Origin of the sequence: Azospirillum oleiclasticum, from assembly GCF_013423485.1 — a bacterium.
GTDB classification, from domain to species: domain Bacteria; phylum Pseudomonadota; class Alphaproteobacteria; order Azospirillales; family Azospirillaceae; genus Azospirillum; species Azospirillum oleiclasticum.
Genome location: NZ_JABFFR010000025.1, coordinates 83,444 through 97,415, shown reverse-complemented (window position 1 = coordinate 97,415; position 13,972 = coordinate 83,444). Strand labels below are relative to the sequence as shown.

Below are 13,972 nucleotides of genomic sequence, written 5' to 3'. Positions count from 1 at the left end.
CATGACAAAGTCGACGCTCATCGCCGCCGCACTCGCCGCCGGTCTGCTGGCGCTCCACGCCGGTCCCGCCGCCGCCCAGTCCAAATGGGGGCCGGGGGCGGACGACGCGACCTTCCAGGCCATGCTCAAGTCCAGCTTCAAGGACAACGGCATCGCCAAGACCGCGCGGCTGACGCAGGACGAGACGCAGGCCTTCTGCTCCACCCCCGACAACGCCACCGATCCCGCCGCCGCGAAAAAGCGCGAGGCGATCGAGGCCGCGAACCTCGCCACGGTCAAGTGGCCCAGCGACGGCAAGTGGTTGGGCGACTGGAAGGAGGGTGAGAAGATCGCCCAGAGCGGGCGCGGCCTGACCTGGACCGACAAGGCGGAGCAGGTGAACGGCGGCAACTGCTACAACTGCCACCAGATCACCGCCGAGGAAATCTCCCACGGCACCATCGGCCCCAGCCTTCACAATTACGGCAAGCTCCGCGACCGCGACGAGGCGACGCTGAAAGCGACCTGGGTCCGCATCTACAACTCCAAATCCGTCAACGCCTGCTCCAACATGCCGCGTGGCGGGCATATGGGGATCATCGACGAGACCCAGATCAAACACCTGATGGCGCTGCTGCTCGATCCGCAGTCCCCCGTGAACAAGTAAACCCGACACGCAAGAAGCGGAACCGCTCCATGAACCGCCGCGATTTCCTGCACGTCCTCGCCACCGCCGCCGCGGGCGGCATGCTGCTGCCGGCCGGCTTCGCCCGCGCCCAGGCCGCCGCCGCCGATTTCTACGACGCGCCGGCCTTCGGCAACGTGTCGCTGCTGCACATCACCGATTGCCACGCGCAGCTCCGCCCGATCCATTTCCGGGAACCCAGCGTCAACCTGGGGGTGGGGTCGATGGTCGGGCAGGCGCCGCATCTGGTGGGCGCGCGGTTCCTGGAGCATTTCGCGGTGAAGCCCGGCACGGCGGAGGCGCACGCCTTCACCTGCCTGGATTTCGAGGAGAAGGCCGGGGTCTACGGCAAGGTGGGCGGCTTCGCCCATCTCGCCACGCTGGTGAAGCGGGTGCGGGCCAACCGGCCAGGCGCCCTGCTGCTGGACGGCGGCGACACCTGGCAGGGCTCCGGCACCGCGCTGTGGACCGGCGGGCAGGACATGGTGGATGCCGCCAAGTTGCTCGGCATCGACATCATGACCCTGCACTGGGAATGCACCTACGGGCAGGACCGGGTGAAGGAGGTCGCCGAGAAGGACTTCGCCGGCACGATCGACGTGGTGGCCCAGAACATCAAGACCGCCGATTTCGGCGACGACGTGTTCAAGCCCTTCGTCATGCGCGAGGTGAACGGCGTTCCGGTGGCGGTGATCGGGCAGGCCTTCCCCTACACGCCGATCGCCAACCCCCGCTACATGGTCGCCGACTGGACCTTCGGCATCCAGGAGGAGAACATGCAGGCGACGGTGGACGCCGCGCGCGCCGCCGGTGCCGCCGTGGTCGTCGTGCTGTCGCACAACGGCATGGACGTCGACCTGAAGATGGCATCGCGGGTCAGCGGCATCGACGCCATCCTGGGCGGCCACACCCACGACGGCATGCCGGCCCCCACCATGGTCGCCAACCCCGGCGGCAAGACGCTGGTCACCAACGCCGGCTCCAACGGCAAGTTCCTGGGCGTGCTGGATCTGGAGGTGAAGGACCGCCGCGTCACCGGCTTCCGCTACAAGCTGATGCCGGTCTTCGCCAACCTGCTGGCGGCCGACCCGGAGATGCACGCGTTCATCGAGAAGGTCCGCGCCCCCTTCGCCGCCAAGCTCGACGAGGTGCTGGCGGTGAGCGAGGGGCTGCTCTACCGCCGCGGCAACTTCAACGGCAGCTTCGACCAGCTCATCCTCGACGCCCTGATGATGGAGAAGGACGCGGAAATCGCCTTCTCCCCCGGCTTCCGCTGGGGCACCACGGTGCTGCCGGGCCAGCCCATCACCATGGAGAACCTGCTGGACCAGACCGCCATCACCTACCCCTACGTGACGCTCAACGCCATGAGCGGGGAGCAGATCAAGACGGTGCTGGAGGATGTCTGCGACAACCTGTTCAACACCGATCCCTACTACCAGCAGGGTGGCGACATGGTGCGGGTGGGCGGCCTGTCCTACAGCTGCGACCCGACCGCCCCGATGGGACGGCGCATCCAGGACATGACGGTGCGCGGCCAGCCGGTGGAAGCCGGCAAGACCTACAAGGTCGCCGGCTGGGCCCCGGTGTCGGAGGAGGCCCGCACGGCCGGCGGCGAGCCGGTGTGGGAGCTGGTCGCCCGCAACCTGCGCGCCCGCAAGACTGTGGCGGCACCCCGGCTCAACCTGCCGACGCTGAAGGGCGTCGACGGCAACCCCGGCCTGACCGCCTGAACCGCCGGCTCCGCCGGCACCCACGCTCCCGCAAGGAGAAAGGGTCACCCCATGAAACTCGCCCGCCTGCTGCTCCTTCCCGTCCTGTTGCTGTTCAGCCTGCCGGCCTTCGCACAGGACAAGGTGGTCTACCACATCGATGATGCCGCGCTTCAGGCGACCAAGGGGCTGCGCAACATCCGCAACCATCTGGACATCGCCCCCGGCACCGTGATCAAGGTCGTCACCCACGCCGACGGCGTCGATTTCCTGCTCGATGGGGCCAAGGACGCGAAGAACGGCATCGATTACGGCGCGCTGGTCTCCGACCTCAAGGGCCGCGGCGTGACCTTCGAGGTCTGCGAGCTGACCATGAAGCGCCGCAACATGACGCGCGACCAGTTCAACATGGACGCGGAGTTCACGCCGTCCGGCGTGGCGCGGATCGCCCAGCTCCAGAACCGGGAACACTACGCCTACATCAAACCGTAAAAGAGCCGCCGCGCGCGCAGTGGGCGGAAGGGGCGGGCCGAAGGGGGTGCCGATGTCGTTCGACGACGCCATGGAATGGCTGGGCGAGGAGTATTTCGGCGCTCTCGGCGGGCTGCTGATCGGCGTCGTCTTCGGCATCGTCGCCCAGCGCTCCCGCTTCTGCCTGCGTGCCTCGACGCTGGAGGTGGCGCATGGCCGGCTGGGCGACCGGCTGGCGGTGTGGCTTCTGGCCTTCTCCACCGCGCTCATCGCCACCCAGGGCATCATCCTGCTCGGGCTGTTCGACACCGGCAACGTGCGTCAGCTCAACAACCCCGGCAGCCTGTCGGGTGCCGTCATCGGCGGGCTGATGTTCGGCTGCGGCATGACGCTGACCCGCGCCTGCGCGTCGCGCATGCTGGTGCTGTCGGCCACCGGCAACCTGCGGGCGCTGCTGTCCGGCCTCGTCTTCGCGGTGGTCGCCCAGGCGTCGTTGCGCGGGGTGCTGTCGCCCTTGCGGGCGGCGGTGAACGACCTGTGGACCATCTCCAGCGCCGAGCGCGACCTGCTGGCGCTGGCCGGGGCCGGGCATGGCGGGGCGATCCTGTTCGCGCTGGGGTGGCTGGCCGCCGGGCTGGTGCTGGCGCGGCGCAACCGGGTGTCGGGCTGGGCCGGGCTGGGGGCCGCGGGCGTCGGGCTGACCGTCGCGGCGGCCTGGTGGTTCACCCACCGCATGGCGGCGTCGGCCTTCGACCCGGTGACCGTCCATTCCCTGAGCTTCACCGCGCCCTCGTCGGACTTCCTGATGCTGGTGCTGTCTCCGCCGGGCTCGACCCGCTGGACCTTCGACACCGGGCTGATTCCCGGCGTTGCCCTGGGCTCTTTCGTCGCCGGGCTGCTCGGCCGGGACCTGAAGCTGGAGGGGTTCAACGACGGCTCCAGCATGCGCCGCTACATCGCCGGCGGCTTCATGATGGGTTTCGGCAGCGTGCTGGCCGGTGGCTGCGCCGTCGGGGCCGGCGTGTCCGGCGCGTCCATCTTCGTGCTCACCGCCTGGCTGGTGCTGTGGTCGATGTGGATCGGCGCCGTGCTGACCGACCTGCTCATCGACCGCCCGACCCGGCTGGGCAGCCCCGAACCCGCACTGGCGCGCTGAGCCCGCAGCGCCGTCCCGCTCATTCCGGAGATCCGTTCATGCCGTCCACCCGCCGGCGTTCCTTCCTTGCCAGCACCGCGGCCGTCGCCGCCGGGGCGGCCCTGTTCGGTTGGCGTCGTGTGGGCGCGCTGGCCGCCGAGATCGCCGCCTTCGCCAAGGGGCCGCCGATGCCGGATTTGCCGATCCGGTCGCTCACCCCCCACGTCGCCTACATCGAATCCCCCGATGGTTTCCCGACGCCGGAGAATCAGGGGATGATGGCCAACATCACCTTCGTGTTCGGTGCCAAGGGCGTGGTGGTGGTGGACTCCGGCGGCTCGGTGCAGATCGGCGAGATGGCGATCCGCCAGCTGCGCACCATGACGGACAAGCCGGTGGTGGGGGTCATCAACACCCACTATCACGGCGACCACTGGCTGGGGAACCACGCTTTCGCCGAGGCGTACGGTGCCGAACTGCCGATGTACGCCCACCCCGACTGCCGCGTCGCCATGGAGGGGGCGGAGGGAGCCTATTGGCTGTCGTCCATGCTGACCTGGACGCGGCAGGCGACGGCCGGCACCCGCATCGTGGCGCCCAACCGCAGCCTCGTCCACGGCGACACCCTGTCGCTGGGCGACGTCACCCTGCGCATCCACCATTACGGCAAGGCGCACACCCCCTGCGACCTGTCGGTGGAGGTGGTGGAGGACGGGGTGATGTGTGTCGGCGACGTGCTGATGGACCGCCGCATCGCCAACATCGAGGACGGGTCCTACCTCGGCAGCTTCGAGACCATGGACAAGCTGATCGCCAACAGCCAAACCAAAATCTGGCTGCCCGGCCACGGGGTGCCGGGACCGGGCGTCATGGCGTGGCAGCGGGAGCTGTTCGAGGGCATCTACCAGTCCTGCGTGACCGCCGTCGAGGCCGGCAACCCGCTGGAGGAGGCCAAGGCCCTGGCGCTGAAGGACCCGCGCGTCGCGTCGCGGGCGGCGGAGACCCGCGGCTGGGACAGCAACATCGGCAAATACGTCAGCCTCGCCTATCTGGAGGCGGAGCAGGCGAATTTCTGACCGGCGGTCAGCCGGCCAGCAGCGCCGGCTCCCCGTCCGGGCGCACCCTCAGGCTCTCCGCCATGCGCACGAGGTCGGCCAGCGAGCGGGCGCCCATCTTGCGCATGACGGCGGCGCGGTGGATCTTCACCGTGATCTCGCTGAGCTGGAGGTCGCCGGCGATCTGCTTGTTCATGCGGCCGGCGGTGACCTGCGCCATCACCTGCCGCTCGCGCGGGGTCAGGGTGGCGTACAGCGCGCGCAGCCCGGCGGCCGACTGGTCCACGGCGCGGCGGGCGCGGTCCTTCTCGATCCCGGCGGAGACCGCGTCCAGCATGTCCTGATCGCGGAAGGGCTTGCTGAGGAAATCGATGGCACCGGCCTTCATGGCCCGCACCGACATGGGGATGTCGCCATAGCCGGTCATCAGCACCACCGGGATGCGGATGTCCATGGCGAGGAGATGTGCCTGGAACTCCAGCCCGCTGATGCCGGGCAGCCGCACGTCGAGCACGAGGCAGCCTGCTTCGTCCGGCCGCGGCGCGTCGAGGAAGGCGCGCGCCGAACCATAGAGCCGGGTGGCGAGGCCAACCGAGCGGAACAGGCTGTCCAGCGCCAGCCGCATCGACTCGTCGTCATCGACGATGTGGACGAATCCAGTCTCCATCATCCCCCGCCCCGTTCGGCGTGTCCCCTGTTTCGGGCACCATAAACCGAGCGCGCCGGTAGGACGATCGGTTTTTTCGGATAGCGGCATCGGCCGAAATCGATCCGGCGCAGCGATGCTTTCTTTCAACCGGGCGGCAGCAGGATGCGGCAGACGGCGCCCTGCGGCAGCCGCCCAGCCATGGACAGACGGCCGCCATGGGCTTCCACGATCGAGCGGCAGATCAGCAGGCCCAGACCCATGCCGTGCGGCTTGGTGGTGAAGAATGGCTCGAACAGGCGGTCCTGGTGCACGGGGTCCAGCCCCACCCCGGTGTCCTCCACCACCACGACAGCGCCGCCGCCCTCCGGTGCCTCCGTCCGCAGGCGGAGGATCCGCGGCCCATGGGTCACCGCATCCATGGCATCCACCGCGTTGGCGATGAGGTTGCACAGCACCTGCTGGAGCTGCGCCGGGTTGCCGGTGACGGGCGCCAGGGCCGGGTCCAGCTCGGTCCGCACCTCGATCCGGTTCACACGCAGCTCCGCCGAACACTGACCCAGCGCCTCGTGCACGAGCGCGTTCAGGTCGACCGTCTCGCGGTCGCGGGAGCCCTTGCGGAAGGCGGTGCGAACGCCGGTCACCACGCGCCCGGCGCGATGGCCGTCGTCCACGATCCGGCGCAGCGCCGTGCGCGTCTCCTCCAAATCCGGCCTGCTCCGGTCCAGCCAGCGCAGCCCGGCCGAGGCGCTGGCGACCATGCTCGCCAGCGGCTGGTTGACCTCGTGCGCGATGGAGGCGGACAGCGCCTCCATGGTCGTCAGCCGCGCCTCCCGGCTGCGCCGCTCCGCGGCGATGGAGCGGACCAGACGGCCGTAGAGCGCCATCGTCTCCGACAGCAGCGCCGCCAGCACCACGCTGGCCGACAGCAGGCCGTAGAGCCGCCCCGCCCACCAGCCGACACTGAGCCGGCCGGCGCTGACGAAGCCGAGCAGCACGGACTCCACGAACCACGCGGCCAGCGCGATCACCACCCAGAGCCCCAGCACCGAGCGGCGCCGCCGCCACACCAGCAGCGCCCCCACCACGCTGAGCAGCGCCGCCAGGCCGGGTACCAGATCCCAGAGCGGTGTCGTGTGCTGCCGGTCGATCATGAAACGCGGCAGCCAGTCGTCGTCCCAAACCGCGAACGCCGTCGTGCCGGCGACCACGGCAATGGTCGCCAGCACGCTCCCCAGGATGGCGCGGCCGATGTCGGCGATCCCCGGCCCGTCGTCGTCCAGCAGCGCGTAGGCGAGTGCGAAGACCGGAAAGCCCAGCCGCCGCGTCGCCGCGATGGTGGCGGTTCCCTGAAGCCCGACGTCCAGCAGCCCCGTCGCGGAAAAGGCGCCGGGAAAGGTCAGCGCCCAGGGCAGCACGGTCAGCCCGCAGAACAGGTAGCCCGCGGCAAGTGCCAGCACCGCCCGCGACCGCTGCACCGCCGTCAGTGCGTAGAGCAGCACGGCGGTGAGCAGGTCGCTGACCAGAAGTGCGGTGGCGTAGGCCGGCACGAAGGGGCCGGAGCCCGGAACCGGCAGCGTGGCGGCCGGGACCGTCGCCGCCATGGCGACCGCGAGCGCCAGCAGCATCCACAGCGCGCGGCGGGTCTGCGCGTGGTTCGGCGGCAGGGTCGAGAGCAGGGGGTGCCGGTCGGCGTCGGGCATCGTCGTGGGTTCAATCGAAGCGCACCGTGATGAGCCGGCCGGGCCGGACCGTCAATCATCTCAAGGTATGAGGCCGGAAAACCCAGGTGTGATGTAGCCGCGGCCCGTAAACCCCCATCCTTGTCCACCAAAGACGGGTCCACCGTCCGAAGGATTCAGGAAGAGGATCGAGAGATGAGCATCACCGCCACCGCCACCCCGGGCAAGCTTCTGGTGTCGCCGAAGGACCACACGCTGATCATGATCGATCACCAGTCGCAGATGGCCTTCGCGACCCATTCCATCGACGCGGTCACGCTGCGCAACAACGCCGCCCTGGTGGCGCACGCGGCGGCCGGCTTCGGCGTGTCCACCATCCTCACCACGGTCGCGGAGAAGAGCTTCTCCGGCCCGATCTTCGAGGAGATCAGCAGCGCCTTCCCCGGTGCCGAGGTGTCCGACCGCACCTCGATGAACACCTGGGAGGACGAGAACGTCATCCGCCGCGTCAACGCCATCGGCAAGACCCGGCTGGTGTTCGCGGGCCTGTGGACCTCCGTCTGCATCGTCGGCCCGACCCTGTCGGCGCTCGACCAGGGCTTCGAGGTGTATGTGATCGCCGACGCCTGCGGCGACGTGTCGGCGGAGGCGCACGAGCGCGCCATGGACCGCATGGTGCAGGCGGGCGTGCGGCCGATGACCTCGCTCCAGTACATGCTGGAGTTGCAGCGGGATTGGGCGCGCACCGGCACCTACGACCTGACCACCGGCATCGCCAAGAAGTTCGGCGGCGCCTACGGCCTCGGCATCATCTACGCCAAATCCATGTTCGGCGCGTCGGAAGGCGGCCACTGAGACTCTCCTTTCATACCCTCTCCCGCCCCCGGCGGGAGAGGGGCGACACGATGAGGTCCCGAACATGATGCCCTATCTGCTCTCCGTCGGTGTCGGCGTCCTCGTCGGCGTCCTCTACGGGCTGCTGGGGGTGCGCTCGCCGGCCCCGCCGACCATCGCGCTGGTCGGGCTGCTCGGCATGCTGGTGGGCGAGCAGATCGTGCCGGTGGTGAAGCGGCTGACCGCCGGAGAGCCGGTGCTCGCCTTCATCAAGTCCGACTGCGCCCGCCATGTGCTGGGCCCGCAGGCCGAGGCCGAGCCACCGCAGCCGGAGAAGCCGGTATGAGCGGCCTCACCCGACGCGGCACGCTCGCCGGTGCCGCCGCCTCCGCCCTGCTCGCCAAACCCCTGTTCGCCCGCACCGGGAGTGCTTCCATGCCCGCCACCGACCTGATCCTCGTCAACGCCAAGGTCACGACGCTGGACCGCGGCAACCCGGTGGCGAACGCCGTCGCCATCCGCGACGGTCGCTTCCTGGCCGTGGGCACGGAGGCGGAGGCGCGTGCCGCCGCCCCTGACGCCACGGTGATCGACGCGGGCGGGCGGCGGCTGATCCCCGGCCTGATCGACAGCCACATCCACGTCATCCGCGGCGGGCTGAACTACAACATGGAGCTGCGCTGGGACGGCGTGCCGACGCTGGCCGACGCCATGGCGATGCTGCGCGCCCAGGTCGCGCGCACCCCGGCGCCGCAGTGGGTGCGCGTGGTCGGCGGCTTCACCGAGCACCAGTTCGCCGAGAAGCGCCTGCCGACGCTGGACGAGATCAACGCCGCGGCTCCCGACACGCCGGTCTTCATCCTGCACCTCTACGACCGCGCGCTGCTGAACGCCGCGGCGCTGCGGGTGGTGGGCTATGGCAAGGACACGCCGAACCCACCGGGCGGCGAGATCGTGCGGGGGCCGGACGGCACCCCCACCGGCCTGCTGCTGGCGCAGCCCAACGCCACCATCCTCTACGCGACGCTGGCCAAGGGACCGAAGCTGCCGCCGGAATACCAGCTCAACTCCACCCGCCACTTCATGCGCGAGCTGAACGGGCTGGGCGTCACCAGCGTGATCGACGCCGGCGGCGGTTACCAGAACTACCCCGACGACTACGCGATCATCGAGAAGCTGCATGCCGACGGCGAGATGACCCTGCGCATCGCCTACAACCTGTTCACCCAGAAGCCGAAGGAGGAGTTGAAGGACTTCGCCACCTGGGGGCAGACGGTGACACCGGGCCAGGGCGACGACCTCTACCGGCACAACGGGGCCGGCGAGATGCTGGTCTATTCCGCCGCCGACTTCGAGGATTTCCGGGTCGAGCGGCCGGACATGCCGCCGAACATGGAATCCGATCTGGAGCCGGTGATCCGCCTGCTGGCCGAGAAGCGCTGGCCCTGGCGGCTGCACGCCACCTACGACGAGACCATCGGCCGCGCGCTCGACGTGTTCGAGAAGGTCAACCGCGACATCCCACTGACCGGCCTGCACTGGTTCTTCGACCACGCGGAAACGATCAGCCGGCGCAACATCGACCGCATCGCCGCACTCGGCGGCGGCATCGCCGTGCAGCACCGCATGGCCTTCCAGGGCGAGTATTTCGTGGAGCGCTACGGCGCCAGGGCGGCGGAGGCAACGCCTCCGATCAACGCCATGCTGGCGGCCGGCATACCCGTCGGGGCCGGCACCGACGCCACACGGGTGGCGAGCTACAACCCCTGGGTCTCGCTGTCCTGGCTGGTGACCGGCCGTACGGTCGGCGGCCTCGGCCTCTACCCGCCGGCCAACCGGCTGGACCGCGAGGAGGCGCTGCGGCTGTGGACCGTCGCCAACAGCTGGTTCTCCAACGAGGAGGGCAAGAAGGGCCAGATCAAACCCGGCCAGCTCGCCGACGCGGTGCTGCTGACCGACGACTACCTGTCGGTGCCGGAGGACCGCATCGCCCACATCCGCTCGGCCCTGACCCTGCTCGGCGGCCGGGTGGTGCACGGCGACGGCGATTACGCCGGCCAAGCACCGGCGCTGCCGAAGCCGATGCCCGACTGGTCGCCGGTGGCGACGTTCGGCGGCTACCAGCAGCGGGCGGACAAGCGCACCAATCTCCCCTCGGCCCTCGCGCACGCCTGCGACTGCCACAACGCCTGCACCGTGCACGGCCACGACCACGCGGCGGCCTTCGCCACCGTGGCACCGGCCGCCGACGAGCGGAGTTTCTGGGGTGCGCTCGGCTGCGGCTGCTGGGCGGTGTAGCGCCTGAACGGGGCCCCCACCCAACTGGAAAACACGCTCATGACCCTCACCACCCACCCGACAGCCCCCACCCCCATCGCCGCGCTGCTGGCCTCCCCCGCCACGGCCATCGCGGCCCGCCTCGCCCTCGCCTCCCCTTTCCTGGTGAGCGGCGTGTTCAAGCTGCTCGATTTCGGGGGCGCGACGGCGGAGGCGGCGGGGCTGGGCTTGAGCCCGCCGGCCCTTGTGGCGGCGGCGGTGATCCTGACCCAGCTCGGCGGCTCGGCGCTGTTCCTGACGCGGCGCTGGTGCTGGCTGGGGGCCGGGCTGCTGGGCGGATTCACCGTGGTGGCGACGCTGATCGCGCACGCCTTCTGGGCCTACGACGGCATCGACCGCGTCCGGCAGGCGGCGACCTTCCTGGAGCATGTCGCCATCGTCGGTGGCTTCGCCGCTGCGGCCGTGCTGACCCACCGCGGGACGCGCCACCCATGACCACCGGGACCGTCCGCCCCGCGCCACCGCCCGGCGCCTTCGCGCCGCTGCGCCACCGGCTGTTCGCGGTGCTGTGGGTGGCCACCGTGCTGGGCAATGTCGGCACCTTCATGCGCGACGTCGCCAGCGCCTGGCTGGTGCTCGACCTGTCCGGCTCGCCGGGTGCGGTGGCGCTGGTGCAGGCGGCGGGGACGCTGCCCATCTTCCTTCTGGCGATCCCCGCGGGCGTGCTGTCCGACATCATGGACCGCCGGCGCATGCTGATCGCCATCCAGATCGCGTTGGGCTGCGTCAGCGCCACGCTGATGCTGCTGGCGGCAACCGGTGGCGCCACGGTGACGACGTTGATCGGCCTGACCTTCCTGGGTGGCGTGGGTGCGGCGCTGATGGCGCCGGTCTGGCAGTCCATCGTGCCGGAGCTGGTACCGCGGGCGGAGCTGAAGGGGGCCGTGGCGCTCAACAGCTTGGGCTTCAACATCGCGCGCGCCATCGGCCCGGCGGCGGGCGGCCTGATCCTCGCCGGGCTGGGGGCCGCTGCCACCTACGCCGCGGATGTGCTGACCTATGTCGCGGTGGTCGCGGCTCTCGTCTGGTGGCGCCGCGCGCCGGACCCGGACGACGCGCTGTCGGAGCGGTTCGGCGGGGCTTTGCGCGCCGGGTTGCGCTTCGCGCGCGCCAGCCGGCCGCTGCACCGGGTGCTGCTGCGCGCCGGGCTGTTCTTCGCCTGCGCCAGCGCGGTGTGGGCCCTGCTGCCGATCATCGCCGGGCCGATCCTGGGCGGCGGACCGGGCTTCTACGGGCTGCTGCTGGGCGCGGTCGGCGCCGGGGCCATCGGCGGGGCGGTCGTGTTGCCGCGGCTGCGCGAGCGGCTGGGCGGCGACGGCGTGCTGCTGGCCGGCTCCGCCGTCACCGCCGCGGTGATGGTGGCGCTGGCGCTGGGACCGCCGCGCTGGGCGGCGGTGCCCTTGCTGCTGGTGCTGGGCGCCGCCTGGATCGGGGTGCTGACGACGCTGAACGCGGTGACGCAGGCGATCCTGCCCAACTGGGTGCGCGGGCGAGGGCTGGCGATCTACCTGACGGTGTTCAACGGCGCCATGACGGCGGGCAGCCTGTCCTGGGGTGCCCTGGCGGAGATGGTCGGGGTGCCGGTCGCGCTGTGGACCGGGGCGGCGGCGCTGCTGGTGGTCGGGCTGCTGCTGCACCGGTTGCCGCTGCCGGAGGGGGAGGCGGACCTGACCCCCTCCAACCACTGGCCGGAGCCGCTCACCGTGGAGCCGGTGGAGGGCGACCGCGGCCCGGTGCTGATCACGGTGGAATACCGCGTGGCGCGCGACGACCGCGCGGCGTTCCTGGCCGCCCTCGCCCGCCTGTCGGAAGGCCGGCGGCGCGACGGCGCCTACGCCTGGGGCGTGTCCGAGGATGCCGCGGACGCGGAGCGCTATCTGGAATGGTTCTTCGTGGAAAGCTGGGCCGAGCATCTGCGCCAGCACCGCCGCGTCTCCCACGCCGACGCCGACGTGCAGGGGGAGGCCCGCGCCTTCCACCGCGGGGAGCAGCCACCGGCGGTGCAGCATTTCCTGGCGGCCCACCACACGCACCGGCCGGGGCCATGACCCGGCGGCTGGTCGCGGCCGGCCTGTCGGTGCTGCTCTGGACCGGGGGCGCCGCGGCCGACCCGCCGTCGCTGACCAACAGCCGCTACGAAGAGGACTACTCGGCCCTGCGCTCGCCGGCCGCGCGCACGGGCGCCTTCTGGGAGCCGTTCAAGGCCATCCCGCTGGCGTCCGCGGACGGCGTGTGGCTCGACACCGGCGCCGAGCTCCGCCTCCGCTACGAGAGCGTTCGCAACAGCGGCTGGGGCCAGGACCAGCCGGCCAACGACCGCTACCTCCTCTGGCGCGCCCTACCCTACGCCGACCTGACGCTTGGGCCTCAGCTCCGGTTGTTCGGGCAGCTTGTGGCGGCCGACGCGCTCGGCAAGGACGGGCCCCTGGCACCGCCCGACGCCGACCGCCTCGACCTGCTCCAGGGGTTCGGGGAGCTGCGCCTGCCGTTGGGCGAGACGGACGCCACGATTCGGATCGGTCGCCGGATGCTGGCCTTCGGGTCGGAGCGGCTGATCGGCTACCGCTACGGCCCCAACGTGCCGCGGTCCTTCGACATGGCGTCCGCCGCCATATCCGCCGGCCCCTGGCGGGCCGAGGCGGTCTACGGACGCCCGGTGCGCAACAGCCCCGAGCCCTTCGACGACCAGCACGCCCCCGACCGGCGGCTGGCCGCCGTCTACGGCACCTATGCGCTGGACGCACGCTCGGGCATCGACGCCTACTGGATCGGCCTGCGCACCCATGGGACGAGCTTCGACCAGGGAACGGCGGACGAGCGCCGCCACACGCTGGGCACCCGCCTGTTCGGCCGGTCCGGTCCCTGGGACTGGAACTGGGAGGCGATGGGGCAGGTGGGGCGCTTCGGCGGTGGCGACATCCGCGCCTGGTCGCTGGCGACGGAGACCGGCTACCGCTGGGCCGATGCCTGGCTCGGCCCCCGGCTGGGCCTCAAGGCCAACATCGCCAGCGGCGATCACGACCCGTCCGACCCGGATCTCGGCACCTTCGACCCGCTCTTCCCCAAGGGAAAGTATTTCGGGGAGCTGACGCCCATCGGCCCCTACAATTTGATCAACCTGCACCCGACGCTCGACCTCGACCTGTCCGGCGGCTTCGGGCTGGGGCTGGCGGCGGTCGCCTATTGGCGGGAGAGCGGGCGGGACGGGGTGTACGACGTCACCGGCAACCTGCTGCGCCCGGGCACCGGCTCCGACGCCCGCTACCTCGGCACGCAGGGGGAGATCGTGCTGTCCTACAGCAACGGCCGGACCTTCGAGGCGATGGCCTCCTACTCCGTCTTCCGCCCCGGCGCCTTCATCGAGGACACAGGCCCCGCCCGCACCATCCATTTCGTCGGGCTGGAGGCGGTGCTGAAGTTCTGAACGGCCGGGCGT

13 protein-coding genes are annotated in these 13,972 nt (G+C 70.8%); 11 read left to right on the top strand and 2 right to left on the bottom strand.

Annotation, left to right across the window (positions count from 1 at the left end; genetic code table 11):
- Position 1 precedes the first annotated feature (1 nt).
- Genes soxX through HL658_RS23260 form a run of 5 tightly spaced genes read left to right on the top strand, consistent with a single transcriptional unit; the run spans position 2 to position 5,058 of the window.
- A complete protein-coding gene (gene soxX, locus HL658_RS23280; RefSeq protein ID WP_180284273.1) occupies positions 2-646 on the top strand; it encodes a sulfur oxidation c-type cytochrome SoxX in 645 nt (214 codons plus the stop codon).
- A 29-nt stretch (positions 647-675) separates the two neighbouring features.
- Complete coding sequence (soxB, locus tag HL658_RS23275; protein ID WP_180284272.1) at positions 676-2,397, top strand: thiosulfohydrolase SoxB; 1,722 nt, start codon at positions 676-678, stop codon at positions 2,395-2,397.
- A 51-nt stretch (positions 2,398-2,448) separates the two neighbouring features.
- Positions 2,449-2,868 carry a DsrE family protein gene (locus tag HL658_RS23270; protein WP_180284271.1) on the top strand — a complete coding sequence of 140 codons (420 nt, stop codon included), beginning with the start codon at positions 2,449-2,451 and terminating at the stop codon, positions 2,866-2,868.
- Positions 2,869-2,920: 52 nt separating this feature from the next.
- Positions 2,921-4,003, top strand: coding sequence for a YeeE/YedE family protein (locus HL658_RS23265; protein WP_180284270.1), 1,083 nt, complete (start codon positions 2,921-2,923; stop codon positions 4,001-4,003).
- A 38-nt stretch (positions 4,004-4,041) separates the two neighbouring features.
- Positions 4,042-5,058, top strand: coding sequence for an MBL fold metallo-hydrolase (locus HL658_RS23260; RefSeq protein ID WP_180284269.1), 1,017 nt, complete (start codon positions 4,042-4,044; stop codon positions 5,056-5,058).
- A gap of 7 nt (positions 5,059-5,065) precedes the next feature.
- Here the strand turns inward: HL658_RS23260 and HL658_RS23255 are convergent, their stop codons facing one another.
- Together HL658_RS23255 and HL658_RS23250 are read right to left on the bottom strand one after the other, a co-directional pair.
- Positions 5,066-5,707 (bottom strand): response regulator transcription factor, encoded by a 642-nt coding sequence (locus tag HL658_RS23255; RefSeq protein ID WP_180284268.1) that lies wholly within the window; start codon positions 5,705-5,707, stop codon positions 5,066-5,068.
- 122 nt (positions 5,708-5,829) lie between these two features.
- Entirely contained in the window at positions 5,830-7,386 is a 1,557-nt protein-coding gene (locus HL658_RS23250) for a sensor histidine kinase (RefSeq protein WP_180284267.1), read from the bottom strand.
- 174 nt (positions 7,387-7,560) lie between these two features.
- Here HL658_RS23250 and HL658_RS23245 point away from each other — a divergent pair, with 174 nt between their 5' ends.
- The 6 genes from HL658_RS23245 to HL658_RS23220 all read left to right on the top strand — a co-directional run bounded on the left by HL658_RS23245 (position 7,561) and on the right by HL658_RS23220 (position 13,960).
- On the top strand, positions 7,561-8,220 hold the full coding sequence (locus HL658_RS23245; RefSeq protein WP_180284266.1) for a hydrolase: 660 nt from the start codon (positions 7,561-7,563) through the stop codon (positions 8,218-8,220).
- Positions 8,221-8,284: 64 nt separating this feature from the next.
- On the top strand, positions 8,285-8,545 hold the full coding sequence (locus tag HL658_RS23240; RefSeq protein ID WP_180284265.1) for a DUF1427 family protein: 261 nt from the start codon (positions 8,285-8,287) through the stop codon (positions 8,543-8,545).
- Positions 8,542-10,497 carry an amidohydrolase gene (locus HL658_RS23235; protein WP_180284264.1) on the top strand — a complete coding sequence of 652 codons (1,956 nt, stop codon included), beginning with the start codon at positions 8,542-8,544 and terminating at the stop codon, positions 10,495-10,497. The genes HL658_RS23240 and HL658_RS23235 overlap by 4 nt, the downstream gene beginning before the upstream one ends.
- A 39-nt stretch (positions 10,498-10,536) precedes the next feature.
- A complete protein-coding gene (locus HL658_RS23230) occupies positions 10,537-10,971 on the top strand; it encodes a DoxX family protein (protein WP_180284263.1) in 435 nt (144 codons plus the stop codon).
- Positions 10,968-12,584, top strand: a complete 1,617-nt coding sequence (locus HL658_RS23225; protein WP_180284262.1) for an MFS transporter — start codon at positions 10,968-10,970, stop codon at positions 12,582-12,584. Before HL658_RS23230 ends, HL658_RS23225 begins: the two co-directional genes overlap by 4 nt.
- Positions 12,581-13,960 (top strand): alginate export family protein, encoded by a 1,380-nt coding sequence (locus HL658_RS23220; RefSeq protein ID WP_180284261.1) that lies wholly within the window; start codon positions 12,581-12,583, stop codon positions 13,958-13,960. The genes HL658_RS23225 and HL658_RS23220 overlap by 4 nt, the downstream gene beginning before the upstream one ends.
- Positions 13,961-13,972 lie beyond the last annotated feature (12 nt).

Excerpts from the sequence above, each read along its gene's own strand:
- HL658_RS23270 (WP_180284271.1), top strand. The coding sequence starts at position 2,449 with ATGAAACTCGCCCGCCTGCTGCTCCTTCCCGTCCTGTTGCTGTTCAGC.
- HL658_RS23250 (WP_180284267.1), bottom strand. The coding sequence starts at position 7,386 with ATGCCCGACGCCGACCGGCACCCCCTGCTCTCGACCCTGCCGCCGAAC.
- HL658_RS23260 (WP_180284269.1), top strand. The coding sequence starts at position 4,042 with ATGCCGTCCACCCGCCGGCGTTCCTTCCTTGCCAGCACCGCGGCCGTC.
- HL658_RS23240 (WP_180284265.1), top strand. The coding sequence starts at position 8,285 with ATGATGCCCTATCTGCTCTCCGTCGGTGTCGGCGTCCTCGTCGGCGTC.
- soxB (WP_180284272.1), top strand. The coding sequence starts at position 676 with ATGAACCGCCGCGATTTCCTGCACGTCCTCGCCACCGCCGCCGCGGGC.
- HL658_RS23225 (WP_180284262.1), top strand. The coding sequence starts at position 10,968 with ATGACCACCGGGACCGTCCGCCCCGCGCCACCGCCCGGCGCCTTCGCG.
- HL658_RS23265 (WP_180284270.1), top strand. The coding sequence starts at position 2,921 with ATGTCGTTCGACGACGCCATGGAATGGCTGGGCGAGGAGTATTTCGGC.
- HL658_RS23245 (WP_180284266.1), top strand. The coding sequence starts at position 7,561 with ATGAGCATCACCGCCACCGCCACCCCGGGCAAGCTTCTGGTGTCGCCG.
- HL658_RS23220 (WP_180284261.1), top strand. The coding sequence starts at position 12,581 with ATGACCCGGCGGCTGGTCGCGGCCGGCCTGTCGGTGCTGCTCTGGACC.
- HL658_RS23255 (WP_180284268.1), bottom strand. The coding sequence starts at position 5,707 with ATGATGGAGACTGGATTCGTCCACATCGTCGATGACGACGAGTCGATG.
- HL658_RS23235 (WP_180284264.1), top strand. The coding sequence starts at position 8,542 with ATGAGCGGCCTCACCCGACGCGGCACGCTCGCCGGTGCCGCCGCCTCC.
- soxX (WP_180284273.1), top strand. The coding sequence starts at position 2 with ATGACAAAGTCGACGCTCATCGCCGCCGCACTCGCCGCCGGTCTGCTG.
- HL658_RS23230 (WP_180284263.1), top strand. The coding sequence starts at position 10,537 with ATGACCCTCACCACCCACCCGACAGCCCCCACCCCCATCGCCGCGCTG.